The organism is Streptomyces sp. NBC_01508 (assembly GCF_045040315.1).
Classification (GTDB): Bacteria; Actinomycetota; Actinomycetes; order Streptomycetales; family Streptomycetaceae; genus Streptomyces.
Map to the genome: position 1 here is coordinate 7,200,246 of NZ_CP109419.1, position 24,960 is coordinate 7,225,205.

The 24,960-nt window shown below is 70.7% G+C and carries 23 protein-coding genes; 15 read left to right on the forward strand and 8 right to left on the reverse strand.

What is annotated here, in order from left to right; translation table 11 throughout:
* Positions 1-64: 64 nt before the first annotated feature.
* Both OG700_RS33285 and OG700_RS33290 read right to left on the reverse strand, forming a co-directional pair.
* The gene (locus tag OG700_RS33285; RefSeq protein WP_405620105.1) at positions 65-1,294 is read right to left on the reverse strand and encodes a DUF349 domain-containing protein; all 1,230 of its coding nucleotides are present in this window, start codon (positions 1,292-1,294) and stop codon (positions 65-67) included.
* Positions 1,295-1,541: 247 nt separating this feature from the next.
* Positions 1,542-2,330, reverse strand: coding sequence for a peptidylprolyl isomerase (locus OG700_RS33290; protein WP_405620107.1), 789 nt, complete (start codon positions 2,328-2,330; stop codon positions 1,542-1,544).
* A 180-nt stretch (positions 2,331-2,510) separates the two neighbouring features.
* On the opposite strand from OG700_RS33290, the gene OG700_RS33295 reads away from it, so the two are divergent.
* Both OG700_RS33295 and hisS read left to right on the forward strand, forming a co-directional pair.
* The gene (locus tag OG700_RS33295) at positions 2,511-3,224 is read left to right on the forward strand and encodes an MBL fold metallo-hydrolase (RefSeq protein ID WP_405620109.1); all 714 of its coding nucleotides are present in this window, start codon (positions 2,511-2,513) and stop codon (positions 3,222-3,224) included.
* 13 nt (positions 3,225-3,237) lie between these two features.
* A complete protein-coding gene (hisS, locus tag OG700_RS33300) occupies positions 3,238-4,500 on the forward strand; it encodes a histidine--tRNA ligase (protein ID WP_405620111.1) in 1,263 nt (420 codons plus the stop codon).
* A gap of 71 nt (positions 4,501-4,571) precedes the next feature.
* On the opposite strand, the gene OG700_RS33305 is transcribed toward hisS, so the two are convergent.
* The 4 genes from OG700_RS33305 to OG700_RS33320 are packed head-to-tail and all read right to left on the reverse strand — an operon-like array spanning position 4,572 to position 8,192.
* On the reverse strand, positions 4,572-5,198 hold the full coding sequence (locus OG700_RS33305; protein ID WP_405620113.1) for a response regulator: 627 nt from the start codon (positions 5,196-5,198) through the stop codon (positions 4,572-4,574).
* The gene (locus OG700_RS33310) at positions 5,195-6,457 is read right to left on the reverse strand and encodes a sensor histidine kinase (protein WP_405620115.1); all 1,263 of its coding nucleotides are present in this window, start codon (positions 6,455-6,457) and stop codon (positions 5,195-5,197) included. Before OG700_RS33310 ends, OG700_RS33305 begins: the two co-directional genes overlap by 4 nt.
* A complete protein-coding gene (locus OG700_RS33315; RefSeq protein ID WP_405620117.1) occupies positions 6,454-7,311 on the reverse strand; it encodes an ABC transporter permease in 858 nt (285 codons plus the stop codon). The genes OG700_RS33310 and OG700_RS33315 overlap by 4 nt, the downstream gene beginning before the upstream one ends.
* Positions 7,311-8,192: an ABC transporter ATP-binding protein gene (locus tag OG700_RS33320; RefSeq protein WP_405620119.1), complete on the reverse strand. Its 882-nt coding sequence runs from the start codon at positions 8,190-8,192 to the stop codon at positions 7,311-7,313. The genes OG700_RS33315 and OG700_RS33320 overlap by 1 nt, the downstream gene beginning before the upstream one ends.
* A gap of 144 nt (positions 8,193-8,336) precedes the next feature.
* Here OG700_RS33320 and OG700_RS33325 point away from each other — a divergent pair, with 144 nt between their 5' ends.
* Together OG700_RS33325 and OG700_RS33330 are read left to right on the forward strand one after the other, a co-directional pair.
* Positions 8,337-8,972 (forward strand): vitamin K epoxide reductase family protein, encoded by a 636-nt coding sequence (locus tag OG700_RS33325; protein ID WP_405620121.1) that lies wholly within the window; start codon positions 8,337-8,339, stop codon positions 8,970-8,972.
* A gap of 43 nt (positions 8,973-9,015) precedes the next feature.
* Complete coding sequence (locus OG700_RS33330) at positions 9,016-10,383, forward strand: replication-associated recombination protein A (protein ID WP_405620123.1); 1,368 nt, start codon at positions 9,016-9,018, stop codon at positions 10,381-10,383.
* Between the two features lie 18 nt (positions 10,384-10,401).
* Here OG700_RS33330 and OG700_RS33335 read toward each other — a convergent pair whose 3' ends face one another.
* Entirely contained in the window at positions 10,402-11,079 is a 678-nt protein-coding gene (locus OG700_RS33335; protein ID WP_405620125.1) for a DUF2470 domain-containing protein, read from the reverse strand.
* Positions 11,080-11,259: 180 nt separating this feature from the next.
* On the opposite strand from OG700_RS33335, the gene rpsD reads away from it, so the two are divergent.
* Positions 11,260-11,874 carry a 30S ribosomal protein S4 gene (rpsD, locus tag OG700_RS33340; RefSeq protein WP_023542962.1) on the forward strand — a complete coding sequence of 205 codons (615 nt, stop codon included), beginning with the start codon at positions 11,260-11,262 and terminating at the stop codon, positions 11,872-11,874.
* Positions 11,875-11,905: 31 nt separating this feature from the next.
* Here the strand turns inward: rpsD and OG700_RS33345 are convergent, their stop codons facing one another.
* Complete coding sequence (locus OG700_RS33345; RefSeq protein ID WP_405620128.1) at positions 11,906-14,203, reverse strand: ATP-binding protein; 2,298 nt, start codon at positions 14,201-14,203, stop codon at positions 11,906-11,908.
* Positions 14,204-14,445: 242 nt separating this feature from the next.
* Here OG700_RS33345 and OG700_RS33350 point away from each other — a divergent pair, with 242 nt between their 5' ends.
* From OG700_RS33350 to aroQ, 10 genes are all read left to right on the forward strand, one after another.
* Positions 14,446-14,910 carry a DUF948 domain-containing protein gene (locus tag OG700_RS33350; RefSeq protein WP_405620130.1) on the forward strand — a complete coding sequence of 155 codons (465 nt, stop codon included), beginning with the start codon at positions 14,446-14,448 and terminating at the stop codon, positions 14,908-14,910.
* A gap of 7 nt (positions 14,911-14,917) precedes the next feature.
* Positions 14,918-15,280, forward strand: a complete 363-nt coding sequence (locus OG700_RS33355) for a DUF6167 family protein (RefSeq protein ID WP_405620132.1) — start codon at positions 14,918-14,920, stop codon at positions 15,278-15,280.
* Complete coding sequence (gene alaS, locus OG700_RS33360) at positions 15,280-17,949, forward strand: alanine--tRNA ligase (RefSeq protein WP_405620134.1); 2,670 nt, start codon at positions 15,280-15,282, stop codon at positions 17,947-17,949. The genes OG700_RS33355 and alaS overlap by 1 nt, the downstream gene beginning before the upstream one ends.
* 24 nt (positions 17,950-17,973) lie before the next feature.
* Positions 17,974-18,450, forward strand: a complete 477-nt coding sequence (gene ruvX, locus OG700_RS33365; RefSeq protein WP_405620136.1) for a Holliday junction resolvase RuvX — start codon at positions 17,974-17,976, stop codon at positions 18,448-18,450.
* 190 nt (positions 18,451-18,640) lie between these two features.
* Positions 18,641-20,602, forward strand: a complete 1,962-nt coding sequence (gene mltG / locus OG700_RS33370) for an endolytic transglycosylase MltG (RefSeq protein WP_405620138.1) — start codon at positions 18,641-18,643, stop codon at positions 20,600-20,602.
* Positions 20,589-21,428 carry a shikimate dehydrogenase gene (locus OG700_RS33375; RefSeq protein ID WP_405620140.1) on the forward strand — a complete coding sequence of 280 codons (840 nt, stop codon included), beginning with the start codon at positions 20,589-20,591 and terminating at the stop codon, positions 21,426-21,428. Before mltG ends, OG700_RS33375 begins: the two co-directional genes overlap by 14 nt.
* A gap of 156 nt (positions 21,429-21,584) precedes the next feature.
* Complete coding sequence (gene aroC, locus OG700_RS33380) at positions 21,585-22,769, forward strand: chorismate synthase (RefSeq protein WP_405620142.1); 1,185 nt, start codon at positions 21,585-21,587, stop codon at positions 22,767-22,769.
* Positions 22,766-23,332, forward strand: a complete 567-nt coding sequence (locus OG700_RS33385) for a shikimate kinase (RefSeq protein WP_405620144.1) — start codon at positions 22,766-22,768, stop codon at positions 23,330-23,332. Before aroC ends, OG700_RS33385 begins: the two co-directional genes overlap by 4 nt.
* The gene (gene aroB / locus OG700_RS33390) at positions 23,329-24,432 is read left to right on the forward strand and encodes a 3-dehydroquinate synthase (RefSeq protein ID WP_405620146.1); all 1,104 of its coding nucleotides are present in this window, start codon (positions 23,329-23,331) and stop codon (positions 24,430-24,432) included. The genes OG700_RS33385 and aroB overlap by 4 nt, the downstream gene beginning before the upstream one ends.
* A complete protein-coding gene (aroQ, locus tag OG700_RS33395; RefSeq protein ID WP_405620148.1) occupies positions 24,429-24,869 on the forward strand; it encodes a type II 3-dehydroquinate dehydratase in 441 nt (146 codons plus the stop codon). Before aroB ends, aroQ begins: the two co-directional genes overlap by 4 nt.
* Positions 24,870-24,960 lie beyond the last annotated feature (91 nt).

Consider the following 24,960-nt stretch of genomic DNA (forward strand, 5'->3'; position numbering starts at 1 on the left):
ATACGTCACAAGGGAGCGGCCCGGCGGTGATTCCACCGCCGGGCCGCTCCCCGTATGCCGCGTGTCAGCCGCCGAACTCCTGGAGACCCTTCAGCGCCTGGTCGAGCAGCGCCTGCCGGCCTTCCAGCTCCTTCGCCAGCTTGTCCGCCCTGGCGTTGTTGCCCGCGGCGCGTGCCGTGTCGATCTGCGTACGCAGCTTGTCGACGGCCGCCTGGAGCTGGCCCGTCAGACCCGTCGCACGCGCCAGCGCCTCCGGGTTCGTACGGCGCCACTCGTTCTCCTCGGACTCCTGAAGCGCCCGCTCGACCGTCTGCATCCGGCCCTCGACCCGGGGCCTGGCGTCGCGCGGCACATGCCCGATCGCCTCCCAGCGCTCGTTGAGGGTCCGGAACGCGGCACGGGCCGCCTTCAGATCCTTCACCGGGAGCAGCCGCTCGGCCTCGGTCGCCAGCTCCTCCTTGAGCTTCAGATTCTCGGTCTGCTCCGCGTCCCGCTCGGCGAAGACCTCACCACGGGCGGCGAAGAAGACGTCCTGAGCGCCGCGGAAGCGGTTCCACAGGTCGTCCTCGGCCTCGCGCTGCGCGCGGCCCGCGGCCTTCCACTCCGTCATCAGCTCGCGGTACCGCGCCGCCGTCCCGCCCCAGTCCGTCGAGCCCGACAGTGACTCGGCCTCGGTGACCAGCTTCTCCTTGGTCTTACGGGCCTCCTCGCGCTGCGCGTCGAGCGAGGCGAAGTGCGCCTTGCGGCGCTTGGAGAACGCCGAGCGCGCGTGCGAGAACCGGTGCCACAGCTCGTCGTCGGACTTCCGGTCGAGCCGCGGCAGGCCCTTCCAGATGTCCACCAGCGCGCGCAGCCGCTCACCGGCGGCCCGCCACTGGTCGCTGCCCGCCAGCTCCTCGGCCTCCGTGACCAGAGCCTGCTTCGACTCACGCGCGGCGTCCGTCTGCTTGGCCTTCTGGACCTTGCGCTCCTCGCGGCGCGCCTCGACCGTGGCGACGAGCCCGTCGAGACGCGTACGCAGCGCGGCGAGATCCCCCACGGCGTGATGCTCGTCCACCTGCGTCCGCAGATGATCGATGGCGGTCTGCGCGTCCTTGGCCGAGAGATCGGTGGTCTTCACCCGCCGTTCGAGAAGGCCGATCTCGACCACCAGGCCCTCGTACTTGCGCTCGAAGTAGGCCAGTGCCTCCTCGGGAGAGCCTGCCTGCCACGATCCGACGACCTGCTCGCCCTCGGCCGTGCGCACGTACACGGTGCCTGTCTCGTCGACACGGCCCCACGGGTCGCTGCTCACAGCGCCTCCTCCACCTGATGCCTGCGAGGGGTGCCCCCCGGGCATCGTCCACAGTTTCCTGGACGGGCCTCGCCCGTCTTCCGCGACGCGAGAGCCGATCCGCCGAAGCCGATCCGCGCGCCGCACAACGCCAATCTAGGTGACCGGCGGCCCGGCTGTCCGCACTCCGCACGGCCGAAATTCGCGGGCTCCGGCGGCGGGGTGCGCCGAGGGGCGCGCCACCCGCCGCGCCGCCGGTCACCTGCGGTCACGTCTTGTCGACGGTGCCCTTCTCGATCGTGACGGTCTTCTTCGGCGGACCGTCACCCTTGGTGTCACCGGCGACACCCGCCGCCGCCACGGCCTTGACCGTCTTCAGGCCCTCGGCGTCCATCGTCCCGAACGGGGTGTACGAGGGCGGCAGCTTGGTGTCCTTGAACACAAGGAAGAACTGGCTGCCACCGCTGTTCGGCTGGCCGGTATTCGCCATCGCCACCGACCCCGCGGGGTAGGTCACAGCGCCGTCCGCGCCGGGCTTGCCGAGTGCGTCGAGATTCTCGTCCGCGATGGTGTAGCCGGGACCGCCCGTGCCGTCACCCTTGGGGTCGCCGCACTGGAGGACGAAGATGTTCTCCGTGGTCAGGCGGTGGCATTTCGTCCCGTCGAAGAACTTCTCGCCGGCGAGCGACGCGAAGGAGTTCACCGTTTCGGGCGTCTTCGCCGCGTCCATCGCGATCCCGATGTCACCCTCGTTCGTCTTGAGGGACATCGTGTACTTGGCCTTGACGTCGATCGTCATCTTCGGCCCGGCGGGCTTGCTCTCGCTCGGGGACGGCGGCGCCGACGGATTGTCCGCCGCGCTGTCCTTCTTGCCGCCGTCGTCCGTCAGACCCGCGATGGCGTACGCGCCGCCGCCCGCCGCCACCACGACGGCCAGCGCCGCGGCGATGACCGCGTTACGGCGCCTGGCCTTGTTGCGGTTCTCCGCCCGGCGCTGCTGCTGCCGCTCGAACTTCTCCCTGGCAAGCTGGCGCCGGCGCTGCTCGCTGTTGACCACCGGGTCGTCTCCTCGTGTCTTCGTGGGCCCTGTTGAAGGCGCTGCTGAGGCGGTGCTCGGAACCAAGTCCTATGAACGCCTGACTAGCCCCGTACGGTATATGGGTTACCTGTGGAATGAGGAGCGCCGGTAGGCTCTGGTCTGCCGCAATCTCCCGACGGACGACATTTGAGGACGATCGTGCTTATTGCCGGGTTCCCCGCCGGGGCCTGGGGGACCAACTGTTACCTGGTCGCCCCCGCCGCGGGCGAGGAGTGCGTGATCATCGACCCCGGCCACCAGGCCACCGAGGGCGTCGAGCAGACCCTCGCGAAGCATCGTCTCAAGCCCGTCGCCGTCATCCTCACCCACGGCCACATCGACCACGTCGCGTCGGTCGTCCCCGTCTGCGGTGCCCATGACGTGCCCGCGTGGATCCACCCGTCGGACCGGTACATGATGAGCGACCCCGAGAAGGCCCTCGGCCGCTCCATCGGGATGCCGCTGATGGGCGAGCTGACCGTGGGGGAGCCCGACGACGTCAAGGAGCTGGGCGACGGCGCCGAACTGGAGCTGGCGGGACTGCGGTTCGGCGTCGCGCACGCACCCGGCCATACGAAGGGGTCGGTGACCTTCGGGATGCCCGAGGCGGCGGACATTCCGCCCGTCCTGTTCTCGGGTGACCTGCTGTTCGCCGGCTCCGTAGGACGTACGGACCTGCCTGGCGGCGATCCGGCCGAGTTGCTCGAATCGCTGGGCCGGGTGTGCCTGCCGCTCGACGACTCGACCGTGGTGCTGTCCGGCCACGGCCCCCAGACGACCATCGGCCGGGAGCGAGCCACCAACCCGTATCTGCGGGAGGCGGCTCCCGGCCACGGAAGCGGCCACAGCGCCGCTCCGCGACGAGGAATGTGACGCGGCGAATCCCATGAACAGCTTTCAGGCCCCCAAGGGCACGTACGACCTGCTTCCGCCGGACTCCGCGGTGTTCCTCGCGGTGCGCGACGCGATCTGCGCACCGCTGAAGAACTCCGGTTACGGCTACATCGAGACGCCCGGTTTCGAGGACGTCGAACTCTTCGCCCGCGGCGTCGGCGAGTCCACCGACATCGTCACCAAGGAGATGTACACCCTCACCACCAAGGGCGGCTCCGAGCTGGCGCTGCGCCCCGAGGGCACGGCCTCCGTGCTGCGCGCGGCGCTGGAGGCGAACCTGCACAAGGCCGGCAACCTCCCCGTCAAGCTCTGGTACTCGGGCTCGTACTACCGCTACGAGCGCCCGCAGAAGGGCCGCTACCGGCACTTCTCGCAGGTCGGCGCGGAAGCCATCGGCGCCGAGGACCCGGCGCTCGACGCCGAGTTGATCATCCTCGCCGACCAGGCCTACCGCTCGCTCGGACTACGCGGCTTCCTTATCCTGCTGAACTCCCTGGGCGACAAAGAGTGCCGCCCCGCCTACCGGGAGGCGCTCCAGGGCTTCCTGCGCGATCTCGACCTGGACGACGAGACCCGCCGGCGCATCGAGATCAACCCCCTGCGGGTCCTCGACGACAAGCGCCGGGAGGTGCGGAGCCAGCTCACCGACGCCCCCAAGCTGCGCGACCACCTGTGCGACGCGTGCCGGGAGTACCACGCGGAGGTGCGCGACCTGCTGACCGCGGCGGGTGTCGCGTACGAGGACGACGAACGGCTCGTACGGGGACTGGACTACTACACCCGCACGACCTTCGAGTTCGTCCACGACGGCCTCGGCGCGCAGTCCGCGGTGGGCGGCGGCGGGCGCTACGACGGGCTCTCGGAGATGATCGGCGGCCCCGCGCTGCCGTCCGTCGGCTGGGCGCTCGGCGTGGACCGTACGGTGCTGGCGTTGGAGGCCGAGGGCATCACGCTCCAACTGCCGCCCGCCACCAGTGTGTTCGCGGTGCCGCTGGGCGAGGAGGCGCGCCGGCTGCTGTTCGGCGTGGTCACCGAGCTGCGCCGGGCCGGGGTCGCGGCCGACTTCAGCTACGGCGGCAAGGGGCTCAAGGGCGCCATGAAGAACGCCAACCGCTCGGGCGCGCGGTTCACGATCGTCGCCGGTGAGCGCGATCTCGCCGAGGGCGTGGCCCAGGTCAAGGACATGGAGAGCGGCGAGCAGAAGCCCGTACCGCTCGACGCGCTGGTGGCCGACCTCACCGCGAAGCTCGTCTGACTCCGGCCGACAAGGCCGAATGCCCCGGACGCTTCACGCGTCCGGGGCATTCGGGGTGTCGGCGCCCGCGCTCAGTCGGCCAGCAGCCCGTGCCGCATCGCGTTCGTCACGGCCGCCGTCCGGTCGTCCACGCCCAACTTGCCGAAGATCCGCAGCAGATGGGTCTTCACCGTCGACTCGCCGATGAACAGCCGGCGCCCGATCTCCGCGTTCGTACACCCCTCGGCGACCAGCCGCAGCACCGCCGTCTCGCGCTGCGACAGCCTCGGCCGCTCCGGCCTGCTGCGCAGCTGGTCGACCAGCCGCGCGGCCACCGAAGGCGCCAGCACCGTCTCACCCCGGGCGGCGGCCCGTACGGCGTCCGCCAGCTCCGCCCGCGCCAGATCCTTCAGCAGATAGCCGGCCGCGCCCGCCTCCACCGCCCGCAGGATGTCGGTGTCCGTCTCGTACGTCGTCAGCACGATGACCCGGCAGGGCAGCCCCGCCGCGCGCATCCGGCCGATCGACTCCACACCTCCGCCGCCCGGCATCCGCAGGTCCATCAGCACGATGTCCGGGCTCAGTTCGGCACTCAGCGCCTCCGCCTGCGGGCCGCTCGACGCCTCGCCGACCACCGTCAGATCGGGCTCGGCGCCGAGCATCCCGCGCAGCCCCTCACGTACGACGGGATGATCGTCGGCGAGCAGGACGCGGATCATGCGGGACTCCCGGTGAGCGATGACGGCGGCGGTGTCGGCGGCGCCGTCGGTGTCGGTGGCAGTGGCAGGCGTACGGCGACGAGCGTGCCCCCGCCCGGATCGGTGCGCACCTCAGCGCTGCCGCCCACCTCCACCGCGCGGGCCCGCAGTCCGCTGAGCCCGTACCCGTCGGACGGCGCCGAGGCGTCGAAGCCGCGGCCCGTGTCCCGTACCTCCACACACAGCGCGGCGTCCGTGTACGCCAGCGAGATGGCGGCCGTCGCGCCCGGCCCCGCGTGTCTGGCGGTGTTGGACAGCGCCTCCTGGCACGTCCGCAGCGCCACCACCTCCAGCGCGGGGGCCAGCGGCCGGGCCTCGCCCGTCACCTCGACGGACACGGACACCTCGGCCGGACCGGGACCGGGACCGTGCCGGGCGGCGAGTCGCCGCAGCGCGTCGGGCAGCGAGCTCCCGTGCAGGTCGGCGGGCGCCCCACCGGCCACCAGGGCACGTGCCTCGGCGAGATTCCGCCGGGCCGTGTCCGCCATCAGATCCAGATGGCGCCGGGCGCCCGGCAGATCCCGCTCCAGCTCGGCGTCCACGGCCTGCACGAGCATCAGCACACTCGTGAAGCCCTGGGCCAGCGTGTCGTGGATCTCCCGGGACATCCGCTCGCGCTCGGCCAGCGCACCCCGCTCCGCCGAGAGCCGCGAGACCTCCTCCCGGCTCGCCTCCAACTCGGCGATCAGATCCGCGCGTTCGGCGCTCTGCGCGATGATCCGGATGATCCAGCTCCCGAGCACGGCGGAGAAGGCGAGAGTGACCACCGAGAACAGCGCGTTGAAGAAGATCGCCTCGGCCGGTGGCCGCCACACCAGCGCCCACCCGGCGACCGGGACGACGTTGAGCACCGTCACCGCCCACAGGGCACGGGACATCGACAGGAGCATGAAGCACTGCGGTACGAGGGCGAAGGCCGCGGAGCGCATCTCGCCCAACAGGATCGCCGGCGGCAGGAAGAGCAGGACCGCGCCGACGATGTAGTACAGCGACCGCCGGGAATCGGGCGTTCGCATCAGCTCCGGGCGCCCGACCCAGATGTACCAGGGCGCGAACAGGGCGAAGAGCGTGAACGCCGTCGCCCGCACGGGCGCCGAGTTCGGCGCGGCGATCGTGAAGACCAGCATCGCCGCCCACACGACACCGAAGTACAGGTCCCAGGGCCGGAAACTGCGGTCCCACACGTCCGCGTCGAGCGCCCCGCCCGGCGGCTCGCTCACCCTTCGCGCCGGCTCTTCCACCGGAAGGTCAGCAGACACAGCACCAGTCCTCCGATGCACCAGGCGCCCAGTACCAGCGCGATCCGTCCGTACTCCCAGCCGCCCGCCTGTTCCAGCACGGCGGCCGTCTCGGGCAGGAACACCCCGCGCAGCCCCTGGCACATCCACTTCAGCGGGAACAGCGCGCCGATGTTCAGCAGCCAGTCGGGGATGGTGTCGATCGCGATGTACACCCCCGAGATGAACTGCAGCACCAGGAACGGTAGTACGACCACGGACGACGCGCTCTGCCCGGTCTTCGGAACGCTGCTGATCGCGATCCCGAGCAGCGCGCACCCCGTCAGTCCGAGGCCGAAGATCCACCCGAAGTTCAGCCAGTCGACCGCGCCGGTGGGCAGCTCGATGCCGTAGAACACCACGCCGACCGCGAGCAGCGCCACCGTCTCCAGCAGCCCGGTCACCAGGACGAGCCACACCTTGCCGAGGAAGTACGAGGCGGGCGGCATCGGCGTACCGCGCAGCCGCCGCAGCTGTTTGTCGTCCCGCTCGATCGCGATGGAGATGCCCAGCGACTGGAAGCTCGTCGACATGATGCCCGCGGCGATCATCGCCGGGACGTAGAGCTGGGAGGCGGTGATGCCCGCGCCCTCGACGTCGTTGCTGAAGATCGAGGCGAACAGGAAGAGGAAGACGATGGGGAAGGCGAAGGTGAAGATCGCCTGGTCGCGCTGGCGGAAGAACTGCCGCAGCTCCAGGCCGCCGCGCCGCAGCCCCAGTGTCCAGGCGCCGGGCAGCGCCGCCGCGCCGGTGCCGTTGGTGCGGGTGGTGCCGATCCGGTCGGTGACGGTCGTCATCACGCGGCCTCCTGTCCGATGAGCCGCAGATAGACGTCTTCCAGAGTGGGTCTGCTGATCAGCAGGCCCGGGATCTCGCCGCCGAAGCGCCGCGTCAGCTCGCCGACGGTACGGGTCGGGGTCGTCGTCCGCTCGGTGCGCGGCGAGCCGTCCGGTTCCGTCCACGCGACCGTCGCCGCCGCGTCGTACTCCGCGCGCAGACCGGACGGCGTGCCCTCGGCCACCACCTGGCCGGCCGCGATCACGGCGAGCCGGTCGGCCAGTGCCTCGACCTCGTCCAGGTAGTGCGTGGTGAGGATGATCGTCGTGCCCTCGTCCGCGAGCCTGCGGATCAGCTCCCAGAACTGCCGGCGGGCCGCCGGGTCGAAACCGGTCGTCGGCTCGTCGAGAAGCAGCAGTTCGGGGCCACCGATCACGCCGAGCGCCACGTCCAGCCGGCGCCGCTGCCCGCCGGACAGGCCCTTGACCCGGCTCGTCGCCTTCGCGCCGAGGCCCACCAGGTCGATGACCTCCCCGACGTCGCGCGGCGTCGGGTAATAGGCGGCGAAATGGGACACGGTCTCGCGGACCGTCAACTCGGCGGGCGCGGATTCGTCCTGCCACACAATGCCGATTCTGGACCGCCACAGCCTGCCGCCGGTGGCGGGATCCGCCCCGAGGACCGTCACCTCACCACCGTCCCGGTCGCGGTGGCCCTGAAGGATCTCCACCGTCGTGCTCTTGCCCGCGCCGTTGGGGCCGAGGAGGCCGAAGACCTCGCCGCGACCGATGCGCAGGTCCAGGTCCTTCACCGCCGTCACGTCGCCGTACCGCTTACGGAGCCCGGTCACGTTCACCGCGAGATCCCCCGTCGGTGGTCTCGCTGTCACTGCTTTCGTCATGTCATCGAGCCTCGTGCGGAACCGGCGGCTCCGGGACGACCGTCCGTACCTCCTTATGTCCATCGAACGGTGGACACGGGTACGGGTGCGGCAGAATGACCGAGCGCTCCGCAAGGTGCGGGCCACGACTGATGGAACGGCGATATGACGAGTGCAGCGCTGGACGACGTGACCGCCGACCGGGAGGGGTACGGCACCCCGGGCCTCTTCGGGGCGGGGCGGGTGCTGGCGTGGTTGTTGGTGGTGACGGGTGCGGCGGGTGTGCTGGCGTCGTGGGTGATCACGATCGACAAGTTCAAGTTGCTGGAGGATCCGGGTTTCACGCCGGGGTGCAGTCTGAACCCGGTGGTGTCGTGCGGGAACATCATGACCAGCGAGCAGGCGTCGGCCTTCGGGTTCCCCAACCCGATGCTGGGGCTGGTGACGTACGGGATCGTGGTGTGCGTCGGCGCGGGGCTGCTGGCGGGGGCGCGCTACCGGCGGTGGTTCTGGCTGGGGCTCAACGCCGGGATGCTGTTCGGCGTCGGCTTCTGCACCTGGCTCCAGTACCAGTCGCTGTACAACATCAGCTCACTGTGCCTGTGGTGCTGTCTCGCCTGGGTCGCGACGATCGTCATGTTCAGCTACGTCACCACGCACAACATCACGCACCGGATCCTTCCCGCGCCCGCCGGACTGCGCACCGCGGTGGGGGAGTTCCACTGGGTGCCGCCGGTGCTGTGGATCGGGATCATCGGGATGCTCATCCTGACCCGCTGGTGGGACTTCTGGACCAGCTGACGGCGCCGGTAGCGCTGTCAGTGGGCTGACATAGGGTTCGGATGTGGAGCCCGACCTCTTTACGGCAGCGGCCGAAGACCGCCAGGAGAAGGACCCGTCCAGCAGCCCGCTCGCTGTCCGGATGCGCCCGCGCGTCCTCGACGAGGTCGTCGGGCAGCGGCATCTGCTGAAGCCCGGCTCCCCGATGCGGCGACTGGTCGAACAGGCCGCCCGGGGCAGGGGACCGGCCGGCCCCTCGTCGGTGCTCCTCTGGGGCCCGCCCGGCACGGGCAAGACGACCCTCGCCTATGTCGTCTCCAAGGCGACCGACGCGCGCTTCGTGGAGCTGTCCGCGATCACCGCCGGCGTCAAGGAGGTCCGCGCCGTCATCGACGGCGCCCGGCGGGCCTCCGGCGGCTTCGGCAAGGAGACGGTCCTCTTCCTGGACGAGATCCACCGCTTCAGCAAGGCCCAGCAGGACTCCCTGCTGCCCGCCGTCGAGAACCGCTGGATCACGCTCATCGCGGCCACCACCGAGAATCCGTACTTCTCGATCATCTCCCCGCTCCTCTCGCGCTCCCTCCTGCTGACGCTGGAGCCGCTGACGGACGACGACCTGCGCGCCCTGCTGCGGCGCGCGCTCACCGAGGAGCGCGGGCTCGGCGCCGCGGTCTCCCTGCCCGACGACTCCGAGGCGCATCTGCTGCGGATCGCGGGCGGCGACGCCCGGCGGGCCCTGACCGCCCTGGAGGCGGCGGCGGGCGCCGCGATCTCCAAGGGTGAGCGGGAGATCAGCCTCGGCACTCTTGAGGAGACGGTCGACCGCGCCGCCGTGAAGTACGACCGCGACGGCGATCAGCACTACGACGTGGCGAGCGCCCTCATCAAGTCGATCCGCGGCTCCGACGTGGACGCGGCCCTGCACTATCTGGCCCGCATGATCGAGGCGGGCGAGGATCCCCGGTTCATCGCCCGCCGGCTGATGATCTCGGCCAGCGAGGACATCGGCCTGGCCGACCCGACGGCCCTGCCCATCGCCGTCGCGGCGGCCCAGGCTGTGGCGATGATCGGCTTCCCGGAGGCCGCGCTCACCCTGAGCCACGCCACCATCGCCCTGGCGCTGGCCCCGAAGTCGAACGCGGCGACGCTCGCGATCTCCGCCGCGCTGGAGGATGTGAAGAAGGGCCTGGCCGGTTCCGTACCGCCACATCTGCGCGACGGTCACTACAAGGGCGCGGCCAAGCTCGGTCACGCGCAGGGGTACGTGTACCCGCACGATGTGCCGGGCGGTATCGCCGCGCAGCAGTACGCCCCGGACGAAGTGCGGGGCAAGCGGTACTACGAACCGACGCGGTACGGCGCGGAGGCGCGCTACGCGGACGTGGTGGAGAAGGTCCGCGAGCGCCTGCGCGGCGACGCCCTCTCGAACTGAGCGCCCGGTGGGGAGGCCTCAGCTGCTCGCGGCCTCGAAGAGCGCGTGCATGGCGTGGCGCAGTTCGGTCACGTCACGCACCGGTTCGGGGAAGTCGAAGCGGGCGTCGAAGCAGTTGACGCCCGTGAAGCGCACCCGCAGTCCGAAGCGGTCCACGCCGACCGGTACGGCCGCCGTCCCGCCGGTCCGCTCGCCGAGCAGCGAGCGCAGCGTCTGTACCTCGGCGCTGTGCGCGGCGTGCAGATGCTGGAGCAGTTCGGCCTCGTGCTCCGACAGCGGGTCCGGTACGGCAGCGGTGAACTCGTCCGCCTCCACCGGCTCCGCGCCCCACAGGTCGTCCACGTACGCCTCGCCGACCTCCAGCCGCAGCGTCGTCCGGCCGGGCTCGGCCACGTGCGGAAGGCGCGTCAGCCAGCCGGAGACCCAGGCCCGGCCCCGGATACGGTGGGGCACGGAGACCGGTGCGACATCGGTGACCTCCAGCACCGCGGCCAGCTCGTCGGCCTGCGCGTGCGTCGCCGCCCTGACGACGGGGGACTCCGCGGCGAAGGCCAGCAGCACGTCACCGTCGGTGTCCACGGTCCGCGCGTCGGGCATCAACTGGTCGGGTCGCAGGGCGTCCAGGCCCGGGACGAGCAGCACCGCTGAGCATGTACTCTGTACGAGAGTTCGTGTGCGCTCGGCTGCTGACGGCATCCGCGCGATTTCAAGCCCGCTGGGACGCGGCTGACCATGAGCTGATCGGACCTCCGTCGTATCGATGCCCTGCGCGTCGAGACTGTCTGTGATGCGTGTGGTGTTCCCAGGGCGACGAGACATGCGATCTCCTTTGAGTAAGGTGAGCCTAACCTAACCTACAACGGAGGTCTGGAGAACGTGCCTAACCAGTCGCGTCCCAAGGTCAAGAAGTCACGCGCGCTCGGCATCGCGCTGACGCCGAAGGCCGTGAAGTACTTCGAGGCCCGTCCCTACCCGCCGGGCGAGCACGGCCGCGGCCGCAAGCAGAACAGTGACTACAAGGTCCGTCTGCTCGAGAAGCAGCGGCTGCGCGCCCAGTACGACATCAGCGAGCGCCAGATGGCCCGCGCCTACGACCGCGCCCGCAAGGCCGGCGGCAAGACCGGCGAGGCCCTGGTCGTCGAGCTGGAGCGTCGTCTCGACGCCCTGGTCCTGCGTTCGGGCATCGCCCGCACCATCTACCAGGCCCGTCAGATGGTCGTCCACGGCCACATCGAGGTCAACGGCGGCAAGGTCGACAAGCCGTCGTTCCGCGTCCGTCCCGACGACGTCATCATGGTCCGTGAGCGCAGCCGCGAGAAGGTTCCCTTCCAGGTCGCCCGCGAGGGTGGCTACGACACGGACGGCGAGACCCCGCGCTACCTCCAGGTCAACCTGAAGGCGCTGGCGTTCCGTCTGGACCGTGACCCGCTGCGCAAGGAAATCCCGGTCATCTGCGACGAGCAGCTCGTCGTCGAGTACTACGCCCGCTGATCCAGGGGTAGTTCGCGCGAGCGACCGCGCTTCAGCCCGCCGCTTCCCCGCCGATCTGGCCGGGGGAGCCGGCGGGCTCTCGCGTTTCCCGACCCGTTTCCCGACCCGTTTCCCGATCTGTCTCCAGGCCCGTTTCCCGCGTGGCTTCCCGGTCCGTCTCCGGTGCCGTCGCCCGGTCCGGCGCCGGCCTGCGGTCGCCCGCCGGCCGGCCCGGCGGCACGGACGCCCCACGCGGCCCGGCCAGCACCCGCTCGACGGCCGCCGCCGGTGGCAGGGCGTGCCCCTCCGCCACCCGGGCGCCGTACCGCTCGGCCCCCAGCACCTCCCTCGCCCGCCGTTCGCACTCCTCGTGCGGTGCCCCGAAGGCGGCGGAGCCGAACAGCGGCGTCCCGACCGCCCGCCAGAGCCGGCCGGCCGCGCCCTGGAGCACCGCGGCCTCCGCCGGGTCCCCCTCGCCCGCCGTCACCAGTGCCATCAGCTCCATCGCCAGCACCAGGCCGACCAGATCGTTGAAGGTGTGGTGGATGGTGATGGCCTCGGCCAGCAGGGCGCGCGCCTCGGTGAGCCGGCCGCGTGTCCAGGCCGCGTACGCGTGGACGTAGAGCGCGTACGAACGGGCCCAGCGCTCGCCGCTGTCCTCGCAGATCTCCCGCACATCGGCACACAGCGCCACGGCCGCGTCCAGGTCGTCCTGGAAGACGAGCGAGAGAGCCAGCTCCGCCTGGCCCATCAGCACATTGCTGTTGATCTCGCCCAGCTCGCGGTACGAGCCGAGCGCGGAGCGCAGCAGCCGCTCGGCGCGCGGCATGTCGTCGGTGAGGAGCGCGAGACAGCCCAGCCGGTGCACCGCGTACGCGTGCGCGAGGGCGTTTCCCGTCCGGTCGGCCTCTTCCCGGCACTCGTACAGCGCGCCCACCGCGGCGGCGTTGTCCCCCTGGAGGATCGCCACATAGCCCAGCACCCACAGAGCCTTGAGCCGTGACTCGTCGTGCCGCGACCCCTCGGGCGGCGGGTCGTCGGGCCGGGCGGCCGGGTCGAGGGCCCGGTCCAGCCAGTGCCGCCCTTCGGTGAGCCGTCCGCAGCCGGCCCAGTAGAACCAGAGCGTGCCCGCCAGATACTGGCCCAGATACGCCTCGCCCTCCGTCTCCAGGCAGAGTTCGATGGCGGCCCGCAGATTGGGCAGCGCGCTGTCGGCGCAGGCGGCGATCTCCGCCTGCCGCGGGCTGAACCAGTCCAGTTCGCACCAGGTGGCCAGGCCCATGTACCAGTCGCGGTGTCTTCTGCGCATCCGGTCGCTGTCCGCCAGGGCGTCCAGCCACTCGGCGCCGTACGCGCGCACCGTGTCCAGCATCCGGTAGCGCGGCCCGGCGGCAGTCTCCTCGCGTACGACCAGGGACTGGGCGATCAGTTCGCCGAGTACGTCCAGGACGCTCTCGTCCGGCAGATCGGGGCCGGCGCACACGTACTCGGCGGCCTCCAGGTCGAAGGGTCCGGCGAAGACCGAGAGCCGTGCCCACAGCAACCGCTCGGTGGGGGTGCACAGTTCGTGGCTCCAGCCGATCGCGGTACGCAGCGTGCGGTGGCGCGGAAGTTCGCCGCGTGCGCCCCCGGTGAGCAGCTGGAAGCGGTCGTCGATCCGCCGCAGGATCTGTTCGACGGACAGGGCGCGCAGCCGGGCCGCGGCCAGTTCGAGCGCCAGCGGGATGCCGTCGAGGCGGCGGCACAACTCCCCTACGGCGTCGCGGTGTTCGCCGTGCTCGTAGGAGAGCCGGCTTCCGGCCGCCACGTCGACGGCCCGGTCGGCGAAGAGCCGCGCCGCGTCGGTCCCGGACATCGGGGCCAGCGGGAAGGTCCGTTCGCCCGCCAGCCGCAGCGGCCGGCGGCCGACGGCCAGCACCTGGAGGCCGGGGCAGCGCCTCAGCAGATCCCGTACCAGCTCGGCGCAGGCGTCGACCAACTGCTCGAAACCGTCCAGCACCAGCAGGAGCCGGCGGTCGGCGAGGTGGGTGCGCAGCACCTCACGGGGCGGCCGGCCGCTGTGGTCGGTGATGCGCAGGGCGTCGGCCAACGCGTGGTCGAGCAGCCCGGGGTCGCGGATCGCGGAGAGTTCGGCGAGCCAGACACCGTCGCAGTAGCGTTTCTTCAGGTCCGGTGACGGCAGGATTCGGCCGGCCGCGTGCACGGCCAGCCGGGTCTTGCCGACACCGCCCACACCCACCAGGGTGATCAGCCGGAATTCGGTGAGAAGACGCGTCAGCTCGGCCAGTTCGTCGGCACGGCCCACGAACCGGTTCAGCTCCGCGGGGAGATTGCCGGGGACAGGTCGCATGGGACACGCACAGTACTCATCCGAAAGCGCTGCGTACAATCAGCTGCGGCAACTCCCCCTCCGTACCCCGGCCGATGAGGTATGGTCCGCGACCGCCGTAAAGCGGTATGGGGAGCCACTCCGGGCGCGATAAGGTCGAGGGACGACTTTCAAGACCGACCAGGATCGCCCGGTTCTGAGTCGGCCGACAACGACTTGTTCCCCGTACCCCGCGGGGATGGTCCGGCAGAGAGCGGTGCAGCGTGACCGGTGGAGAGGTTGCCGGGATCCTGGTGGCCGTCTTCTGGGCGGTTCTGGTCACCCTTCTCGCCGTGGTGCTGGTGAGGCTGGCCCAGACGCTCAAGGCGACCACCAGACTCGTGGCGGACGTGACCGACCAGGCCGTACCGCTGCTGGCGGACGCGTCTGCGACCGTACGCGCGGCGCAGACCCAGCTCGACCGGGTCGACGCCATCGCGACGGACGTCCAGGAGGTCACCTCCAACGCGTCGGCGCTCTCCACGACCGTGGCGTCGACCTTCGGCGGCCCGCTGGTCAAGGTCGCGGCCTTCGGCTACGGCGTGCGGCGGGCGATGGGCCGCAAGGCCCCGGCCGAGCAGGCACCCGCCGACCGCGAGGCACCGGCACGGGCGGCGCGCGTTCGCCGCACCGTCATCGTGGGCAGGACCGTTCCGTCCGCCCGACGCAGCAGGAAGCAGAAGGGTTGAGGCAGCGATGTTCCGCCGTACGTTCTGGTTCACCGCGGGTGCGGCGGCCGGCGTGTGGGCCACCACCAAGGTCCACACCAAGCTCCGGCAGTTGACGCCCGAGAGTCTTGCCGCGCAGGCGGCCGACAAGGCCGTCGACGCCGGACACCGGCTCAAGGATTTCGCACTCGACGTCCGGGCGGGCATGGCCCAGCGCGAGTCCGAACTGGGCGAGGTGCTGGGGCTCGACGCACCCGCCGACCCCGAACTCCCCGCAGGCCGCCGCCTCGCCGTCGAGGCCCGAGCGCGGCGGCGGTCCGACGAGCACGACCACGACCACAGCGACAGATTCAACTCGCGTACACCGCACAACCGGAATGAGGACCACTGATGGAGTCGGCTGAAATCCGCCGCCGCTGGCTGAGCTTCTTCGAGGAGCGCGGGCATACCGTTGTGCCTTCGGCGTCGCTCATCGCGGACGACCCGACTCTGCTGCTGGTCCCCGCGGGCATGGTGCCCTTCAAGCCGTACTTCCTCGGTGAGGTCAAGCCGCCCGCCCCGCGCCTGACCAGCGTTCAGAAGTGCGTCCGTACGCCGGACATCGAAGAGGTCGGCAAGACCACCCGGCACGGCACGTTCTTCCAGATGTGCGGCAACTTCTCGTTCGGTGACTACTTCAAAGAAGGGGTCATCCCGCTCGCCTGGGAGCTGCTGACCAAGTCCGTGGCCGACGGCGGCTACGGCCTGGACCCGGAGAGGCTGTGGGTCACGGTCTATCTGGACGACGACGAGGCCGCCGGCATCTGGACCGACAAGGTCGGCTTCCCCGTCGAGCGGATCCAACGCCTGGGCAAGAAGGACAACTACTGGTCCATGGGCATGCCCGGCCCCTGCGGACCCTGCTCGGAGCTCTTCTACGACCGCGGCCCCGAGTTCGGCGAAGAGGGCGGCCCCGCCGTCAACGACGAGCGCTACGTGGAGCTGTGGAACCTGGTCTTCATGCAGTACGAGCGCGGCGCCGGTGAGGGCAAGGAGAACTTCGAGATCCTCGGCGATCTCCCCTCCAAGAACATCGACACGGGTCTCGGCCTCGAACGCCTCGCCATGGTTCTCCAGGGCGTGAACAACATGTTCGAGATCGACACGTCGATGGCCGTCATCGACAAGGCCACCGAGCTGACCGGCGTCCGCTACGGCGCCGACCCCGCCTCGGACGTCTCGCTGCGTATCGTCACCGACCACATGCGCACCTCCGTGATGCTCATCGGTGACGGCGTCACCCCCGGCAACGAGGGCCGCGGCTACGTCCTGCGCCGTATCCTGCGCCGTGCCGTACGCAACATGCGGCTGCTCGGCGCCACCGGACCGGTCGTCGACGATCTGCTCAACGTGGTCATCGGGTCCATGGGTGAGCAGTACCCCGAGCTGATCACCGACCGCAAGCGCATCGAGACCGTCGCCATCGCCGAGGAAGCAGCCTTCCTCAAGGCCATCAAGGGCGGCACCAACATCCTCGACACCGCCGTCACCGAGACCAAGGCCGCCGGCGGCTCGGTCCTGGCCGGCGACAAGGCGTTCCTGCTCCACGACACCTGGGGCTTCCCGATCGACCTCACCCTCGAAATGGCCGCCGAACAGGGCCTCGCCGTGGACGAGGACGGCTTCCGGCGGCTCATGAAGGAGCAGCGGGACCGGGCCAAGGCCGACGCCAAGGCCAAGAAGACCGGCCACGCCGACCTCTCCGCCTACCGCGAGGTCGCCGACACCTCCGGCTCCACCGAGTTCACCGGGTACGGCAGCACCGAGGGCGAGTCGCGGATCGTCGGCCTGCTCGTGGACGGCGTGCCGTCGCCCGCCGCCACCGAGGGCGACGAGGTCGAGGTCGTACTCGACCGCACCCCGTTCTACGCCGAGGGTGGCGGCCAGCTCGCCGACCAGGGCCGGATCAAGCTCGACACCGGCGCCGTCATCCAGGTGCGCGACGTTCAGCAGCCGGTCCCCGGCGTCTCGGTGCACAAGGGATCCGTGCAGGTCGGTGAGGTCACGGTGGGCTCCGCCGCGTTCGTCGCCATCGACACGCACCGCCGCCGGGCCATCGCCCGCGCCCACAGCGCCACCCATCTGACGCACCAGGCGCTGCGCGACGCGCTCGGCCCCACGGCCGCCCAGGCCGGCTCCGAGAACTCGCCGGGCCGCTTCCGCTTCGACTTCGGCTCGCCCGCCGCCGTACCGGGCACGGTTCTCACCGACGTCGAGCAGAAGATCAACGAAGTCCTCGCCCGGGAACTCGACGTCCAGGCCGAGGTCATGTCCATCGAGGACGCCAAGAAGCAGGGCGCCATCGCCGAGTTCGGCGAGAAGTACGGAGAGCGGGTCCGTGTCGTCACCATCGGCGACTTCTCCAAGGAGCTGTGCGGCGGCACGCATGTGCGCAACACCGCCCAGCTGGGTCTGGTGAAGCTGCTCGGCGAGTCCTCGATCGGCTCCGGGGTGCGCCGTATCGAGGCGCTGGTGGGTGTGGACGCCTACAACTTCCTCGCCAGGGAGCACACCGTCGTCGCCCAGCTCCAGGAGCTGGTCAAGGGCCGCTCCGAGGAGCTGCCCGAGAAGATCGCCGGCATGCTCGGCAAGCTGAAGGACGCCGAGAAGGAGATCGAGAAGTTCCGCGCGGAGAAGGTGCTGGCCGCCGCCGCCGGACTGGTCGAGGGCGCCAAGGACGTACGGGGTACGGCCCTGGTCACCGGCCAGGTGCCGGACGGCACGTCGGCCGATGACCTGCGCAAGCTGGTACTCGACGTGCGTGGCCGGATCACCGCCGGCCGGCCGGCGGTCGTCGCGCTGTTCACGACGGCCAACGGGCGCCCGCTGACGGTCATCGCCACCAACGAGGCCGCCCGTGAGCGTGGCCTCAAGGCCGGTGACCTGGTGCGCGCCGCCGCCAAGACCCTCGGCGGCGGAGGCGGCGGCAAGCCGGACGTCGCCCAGGGCGGCGGTCAGAACCCGGCGGCCATCGGCGACGCCGTGGCCGCTGTCGAGCGCCTTGTCGCCGAGACGGCCTGAGGACGTGGCCGAGGACGTGACGGCGTGACGGCGCTCGCGCGCCGGGGCCGCAGACTGGCCGTCGACGTCGGGGACGCCCGGATCGGGGTCGCCTCGTGCGACCCCGACGGGGTCCTCGCGACACCGGTGGAGACCGTTCCGGGACGCGATGTGCCGGCTGCCCACCGGAGGCTGGCGCAACTGGTTGAGGAGTACGAGCCGATCGAGGTCGTGGTCGGTCTGCCGCGGTCGCTCAGCGGCGGCGAGGGGCCGGCGGCGGTCAAGGTGCGGGCGTTCGCGCAGGAGGTGGCGCGTCGTATCGCGCCCGTCCCGGTACGCCTCGTGGATGAGAGAATGACCACGGTGTCCGCAGGTCAAGGCCTGCGTGCGTCGGGTGTGAAGGCCAAGAAGGGCCGGTCCGTCATCGATCAGGTGGCGGCCGTCATCATTCTGCAGAACGCGCTGGAGTCGGAGCGAGCCTCGGGCGCACCGCCCGGTGAGGGTGTGCGGGTTCAGACCTGAGACGCCCAATCGGGCGAAAGCGGAACATACTTACGGTTATCTGTGTGCGTGGATGGCGGCTGTCTGATCGCGATACGGTAACGTTCCGCGCGATGCGGTGGGATTCGAACAACTGCCGCACAGAGAGAGGCGTTACGGACACCGGGCCATCCGCGCCCGGCACCGGGCGCCTCGCGGCTCTAGGGGATCGATGACTGACTATGGCCAGGGCCGAGGCCCTGAACCGTGGCACCCCGAGGACCCCTTGTACGGGGACCAGGGGTGGGGAGCGCAGCAGGCCGCCGACGGCCGGCCTCCTTACGACGCGCAGGCTCAGCCGCAGCAGCCCCACCCGCAGCAGCAGTACGACTCCCAGTACGACACCGGTGGCTGGGACACGGGTCAGCAGCAGTACGCGCAGCAACAGCACCCCCAGCAACAGCACCCCCAGCAACAGCACCCCCAGCAGCACCCGGAGCAGCAGTACGACCCCCAGTACGACGGGGGCGCTTGGGACACGGGGCAGCAGTACGTCCAGCAGCACCAGCCCCAGCAGCACCCCCAGCATCAGCAGCAACAGCGTTCGCAGCAGCAGTACGACCCCCAGCATCAGCAGTCCCAGTACCCGCAGCAGCAGTACAACGAGCAGCAGTACGGCAACCAGCGGCCCTACACCGGCGGGCATCCCAACGACCCCCAGTACGGCGGCGGTTGGGACACCGGCCAGCAGGCGGCCATGCCGTACGGCGAGAATCCGGGCGACCCCTACGCCGGCCAGCAGAGCGGTGGCTACGGCGGCGAGAACCCGGACCGGTACGGCACCTCCGACGCGTACCCGCCGCCGCGCCCGCCGGGACACCGCCAGGCCGAGCCCCCGTCCCCGGCACAGCCCGAGAGCGACTGGGACGGCCCGCAGCCCGAGGAGACGCACCCGTTCTTCACCGGCGAGGACCGCGACGACGACCGGCCCCGTCTTCTTGACGACCGGGATGACCGCGACGACCGGGACGACCGGGACGACTACGACGACTCGGGTGACGGCCGGCGCGGCGGAGGCGGCGGACGTGACCGCCGCGGCAAGTCGAAGAAGAAGCGCCGCGGCGGCGGCGCCTGTCTGGTGGCCTCCCTCGTCCTCGTCGCAGGAGTGGCCGGCGGCGGGTACTACGCCTACCAGTTCTGGCAGGAACGCTTCGGTCCCCCCGCCGACTTCGCGGGTGCCGGTACGGGCACCGTCCAGGTCGAGATCCCGAAGGGCGCCGGCCTCGCCGAAATGGGCAATCTGCTCAAGAAGGCCGGTGTGGTCAAGAGCGCGCAGGCGTTCATCGACGCGGCGGGTGAGCACCCCAAGGGCAAGGCGATCCAGCCCGGCGTCTATCCGCTGAAGAAGGAGATGTCGGCCAAGTCGGCGGTCGACCTGATGACCGACCCGGCCAATCTGAATTCGCTGACCATCGGCGAGGGCACGCGTGCTGTCACGGTGTACGGATTCATCGACACGAAGCTCCAGCTCGACCCCGGTACCACCGCGGATGTCGCCAAGGCGAAGGCCGGCAAACTCGGCCTGCCCGAGTGGGCCGACGACGACAAGAACATAAAGGATCCGCTCGAAGGATTCCTCTACCCCGCGCGTTACGACATCGGTGAGAAGACCAAGCCCGAGGACATCCTCAAGCAGATGGTCGCGCGCTCCAACCAGGAGTACAAGAAGTACGACCTGGAAAAAACGGCCAAGGATCTCGGCCTCGACTCGCCGCTCGACGTCGTCACCGTGGCCAGCCTGGTGCAGGCCGAAGGCATGACGCACGACGACTTCAAGAAGATGGCGGCCGTCGTCTTCAACAGGCTGAAGCCGACGAACACGGCCACCAATCAGAAGCTCGAATTCGACTCGGCGTTCAACTATCTGAAGAACGAGAGCGAGATCGATATCTCCACGGCGGAGATCAGGGGCAACTCCGACCCGTACAACACGTACTTCCACAAGGGTCTTCCGCCAGGTCCGATCGGAAATCCGGGGGCCGACGCGCTGAATGCCACGAAGGCGCCGGACTCGGGTGCCTGGATGTTCTTCATCTCCATCGACGGCAAGACCACCCAATTCACCAAGACCCTGGCCGAGCACGAGAAGCTGGTCAAGGAATTCAACGATCGACAGAAGAATGCGGACGAGTAGGACCACCGAACGCAGGGCGGCCGTCCTCGGCTCGCCCATCGCGCACTCCCTCTCCCCGGTACTGCACCGGGCGGCATACGCGGAACTGGGCCTCACCCACTGGTCGTACGACCGTTTCGAAGTGACCGAGGCCCAGCTCCCCGCCTTCCTCACCGGCCTCGATCCGTCCTGGGCGGGGCTCTCCCTGACCATGCCGCTGAAGCGCGCCGTCATCCCGCTGCTCGACGAGGTCAGCGGGACGGCGGCGTCGGTGGAGGCCGTCAACACCGTCGTCATCGACGGCGACGGCCGGCGTACGGGCGACAACACCGACATCCCCGGCATGCTCGCCGCCCTGCGCGAGCGCGGCGTCGGCACGGTGGAGTCGGCGGCCGTCCTCGGCGCCGGCGCGACCGCGTCGTCCGCGCTCGCCGCGCTCTCGCGTGTCTGCACGGGGCCGGTCACCGCCTACGTACGCAGCGAGGCCCGCGCCGCCGAGATGCGCGGCTGGGGGACCCGCCTCGGTGTCGACGTCCGCACCGCCGACTGGTCGCGGGCGGCCGACGCGCTCGGCGCGCCGCTGGTGATCGCGACGACCCCCGCCGGAGCCACCGACACGCTGGCGCACCGGCTCCCCGACCGCCCCGGCACTCTCTTCGACGTGCTGTACGACCCCTGGCCCACCCCACTCGCCGCCGGCTGGTCCGCGCGGGGCGGCCCGGTGGTCGGCGGCCTCGACCTCCTCGTGCACCAGGCCGTCCTCCAGGTCGAGCGGATGACCGGCCGGGCGCCCGCGCCGCTCGCCGTGATGCGCAAGGCCGGCGAACAGGCGCTCGGAGCTCACTAGGCCCTGTCCGGGTCGGTGTCCGGTTCCGTATCCAGGTTCGTATCCGCAGGCTGGACGGAGTCGCGGGGCGGGTGGCCGGTCATGGCAGGATCGGGGCCCGAGGATGCGTACCGCAGTCGTACCGTCGAAGCTGTCGAGAGTTACCGAGGAGCACCGTTGAGCAGGTTGCGCTGGCTGACCGCGGGGGAGTCGCACGGACCCGCACTCGTCGCGACCCTGGAGGGCCTTCCCGCGGGTGTACCGATCACCACGGAGATCGTCGGCGACCATCTCGCCCGGCGGCGCCTCGGCTACGGACGTGGCGCGCGCATGAAGTTCGAGCGCGACGAGGTGACCTTCCTCGGTGGTGTCCGGCACGGCCTGACCATGGGGTCGCCGGTCGCGATCATGGTCGGCAACACCGAGTGGCCCAAGTGGGAGCAGGTCATGTCGGCCGACCCGGTCGACCCCGAGATCCTGGCCGGGCTCGCCCGTAACGAGCCGCTGACCCGGCCGCGCCCCGGCCACGCCGACCTCGCGGGCATGCAGAAGTACGGGGCGACCGAGGCCCGGCCGATCCTGGAGCGTGCCAGCGCCCGGGAGACGGCGGCCAGGGTCGCGCTCGGCGCGGTCGCGCGGTCGTATCTGAAGGAGACGGCCGGGATCGAGATCGTGTCCCACGTGGTCGAACTGGCCACCGCCAAGGCCCCGTACGGCGTCTACCCGGCTCCCGGCGACGTCGAGCGGCTCGACGCCGACCCGGTGCGCTGCCTGGACCCCGAGGCCAGCGAGGCGATGGTCGCCGAGATCGACCAGGCCCACAAGGACGGTGACACCCTCGGCGGCGTGGTCGAGGTGCTGGCGTACGGCGTGCCGGTCGGCCTCGGCTCGCACGTCCACTGGGACCGCAGGCTCGACGCCCGGCTCGCCGCCGCCCTCATGGGCATCCAGGCCATCAAGGGCGTCGAGGTCGGCGACGGCTTCGGTCTCGCCCGGGTGCCCGGCTCCCAGGCGCACGACGAGATCATGATCACCGACGAGGGCATCAGGCGCGCCTCGGGCCGCTCCGGCGGCACCGAAGGCGGTCTGACGACCGGCGAACCGCTGCGCGTACGGGCCGCGATGAAGCCCATCGCGACCGTGCCCCGCGCGCTCGCCACCATCGACGTCGCCACCGGCGAGCCCGCCAAGGCGCACCACCAGCGCTCCGACGTCTGCGCGGTGCCCGCTGCGGGCATCGTGGCGGAGGCCATGGTCGCGCTGACCCTCGCCGACGCCGTGGCCGAGAAGTTCGGCGGCGACAGCGTCCCCGAGACCCGGCGCAACGTCGAGTCGTACCTTGAGAACCTGGTGATCCGATGAGCGGCCCGCTGATCGTCCTGGTCGGCCCCATGGGGGTCGGCAAGACCACCGTCGGCGCGCTGCTCGCCGAACGCCTCGACACCGATTACCGGGACACCGACGCGGACATCGTCGCCGCCGAGGGCCGCGAGATCTCGGACATCTTCTTCGACGACGGCGAGCAGCACTTCCGCGACCTGGAGCGGGCCGCCGTACGCGGCGCGCTCGCCGAACACGCCGGCGTCCTCGCGCTCGGCGGTGGCGCGGTCCTCGACAAGGACACCCGCGAACTGCTCGCCGGTCTCCCCGTCGTCTACCTCTCGATGGAGGCGAACGAGGCGGTTCGGCGTACCGGCCTCGGCCTCGCCCGCCCGCTGCTCGCCATCAACCCCCGCCAGCAGTGGAAGCTGCTGATGGAGGAGCGCCGCGCCCTGTACACGGAGGTCGCACGCGCGGTCGTCCCGACCGACGAGCGGGCGCCCGAAGAGGTCGCCGAAGCCGTCATCGAGGCGCTGGAGCTGGGCGCGGCGGCCATTCCCGGCGCGGATCCGTCCATCACCCCCGGCAAGGAGAACCAGGCATGACGACGGACCAGGCCCAGCCGGTCACCCGCATCCAGGTCGGCGGCACCGCGGGCCACGACCCGTACGAGGTGCTGGTCGGCCGCCAACTGCTGGGCGAGCTGCCCGTACTCATCGGCCCCCGGGTCAAGCGCGTCGCCGTGCTGCACCCCGAAGCGCTCGCCGAGACCGGCGAGACACTGCGCCAGGATCTGGCGGACCAGGGGTACGAGGCGGTCGCCATCCAGCTGCCGAACGCCGAGGAGGCCAAGACCGTCGAGGTCGCCGCCTACTGCTGGAAGGCGCTCGGCCAGACCGGCTTCACCCGCAGCGACGTCATCGTCGGCGTCGGCGGCGGCGCCACCACCGACGTCGCGGGCTTCGTCGCGGCGACCTGGCTGCGCGGGGTGCGGTGGATCGCCGTACCGACGACCGTCCTCGGCATGGTCGACGCGGCGATCGGCGGCAAGACCGGCATCAACACCGCCGAGGGCAAGAACCTCGTCGGTGCCTTCCACCCGCCCGCCGGGGTGCTCTGCGACCTCGCGGCGCTGGACTCGCTGCCCGTGCACGACTACGTGAGCGGCATGGCCGAGATCATCAAGGCGGGCTTCATCGCCGATCCGGCCATTCTCGATCTGGTGGAGGCCGACCCCGAAGGCGCGCGCTCGCCCGCCGGACCGCACACCGCCGAGCTGATCGAGCGCTCCATCCGCGTCAAGGCCGAGGTCGTGTCCAACGACCTCAAGGAGTCCGGCGTACGCGAGATCCTGAACTACGGCCACACGCTCGCCCACGCCATCGAGAAGAACGAACGCTACAAATGGCGGCACGGCGCGGCCGTCTCCATCGGCATGGTCTTCGCCGCCGAACTGGGGCGTCTCGCGGGCCGGTTGGACGACACCACCGCCGACCGGCACAGCGCCGTCCTGAAGTCCGTCGGTCTGCCGCTGACCTACCGCGGCGACCAGTGGCCCAAGTTGCTCGAAACGATGAAGGTCGACAAGAAGTCCCGCGGTGACCTGCTGCGTTTCATCGTCCTCGACGGTCTGGCCAAGCCGACCGTGCTGGAGGGACCCGACCCGGCGGTGCTGCTCGCCGCGTACGGGGAGGTGTCCGAGTGACGCGTCGGGTGCTGGTGCTCAACGGCCCCAACCTGGGCCGGCTCGGCTCACGCGAACCGGACGTCTACGGCTCCGTCTCGTACGCCGGTCTTGTGGAGACCTGCCAATCGACGGGCAAGGAGCTGGACTTGGCCGTCGAGGTGCGCGAGACGAACGACGAGGGCGAGCTGATCCGCTGGCTGCACGAGGCGGCCGACGGATCGATCCCCGTCGTGCTCAACCCGGGGGCCTTCACCCACTATTCGTACGGAATGCGGGACGCCGCGGCGCAGCGCACCGCGCCGCTGATCGAGGTGCACATCTCGAACCCGTACACCCGCGAGGAATTCCGCCACACGTCGGTCGTCGCGGCGGTCGCCAGTGGCACGATCGCGGGGTTCGGCATCGGCTCGTACCGACTGGCGCTGCGCGCCGTCGCCGAGGAACTGGACGGCTGACGCGGGCCGACGACGGCTGACGGGAAATCCCGAACGGGCGGCGGGCACTCGGGGCGGGCTTCTGACGTTCTTCCGGGGACGGCCGGGGACG

Bases quoted from the DNA above. Each gene is read 5' to 3' on its own strand.
- hisS (WP_405620111.1), top strand. From the start codon at position 3,238: ATGAACAGCTTTCAGGCCCCCAAGGGCACGTACGACCTGCTTCCGCCG.
- OG700_RS33305 (WP_405620113.1), bottom strand. From the start codon at position 5,198: ATGATCCGCGTCCTGCTCGCCGACGATCATCCCGTCGTACGTGAGGGG.
- OG700_RS33315 (WP_405620117.1), bottom strand. From the start codon at position 7,311: ATGACGACCGTCACCGACCGGATCGGCACCACCCGCACCAACGGCACC.
- OG700_RS33320 (WP_405620119.1), bottom strand. From the start codon at position 8,192: ATGACGAAAGCAGTGACAGCGAGACCACCGACGGGGGATCTCGCGGTG.
- OG700_RS33325 (WP_405620121.1), top strand. From the start codon at position 8,337: ATGACGAGTGCAGCGCTGGACGACGTGACCGCCGACCGGGAGGGGTAC.
- OG700_RS33335 (WP_405620125.1), bottom strand. From the start codon at position 11,079: ATGCCGTCAGCAGCCGAGCGCACACGAACTCTCGTACAGAGTACATGC.
- OG700_RS33345 (WP_405620128.1), bottom strand. From the start codon at position 14,203: ATGCGACCTGTCCCCGGCAATCTCCCCGCGGAGCTGAACCGGTTCGTG.
- OG700_RS33355 (WP_405620132.1), top strand. From the start codon at position 14,918: ATGTTCCGCCGTACGTTCTGGTTCACCGCGGGTGCGGCGGCCGGCGTG.
- alaS (WP_405620134.1), top strand. From the start codon at position 15,280: ATGGAGTCGGCTGAAATCCGCCGCCGCTGGCTGAGCTTCTTCGAGGAG.
- mltG (WP_405620138.1), top strand. From the start codon at position 18,641: ATGACTGACTATGGCCAGGGCCGAGGCCCTGAACCGTGGCACCCCGAG.
- OG700_RS33375 (WP_405620140.1), top strand. From the start codon at position 20,589: ATGCGGACGAGTAGGACCACCGAACGCAGGGCGGCCGTCCTCGGCTCG.
- OG700_RS33385 (WP_405620144.1), top strand. From the start codon at position 22,766: ATGAGCGGCCCGCTGATCGTCCTGGTCGGCCCCATGGGGGTCGGCAAG.
- aroB (WP_405620146.1), top strand. From the start codon at position 23,329: ATGACGACGGACCAGGCCCAGCCGGTCACCCGCATCCAGGTCGGCGGC.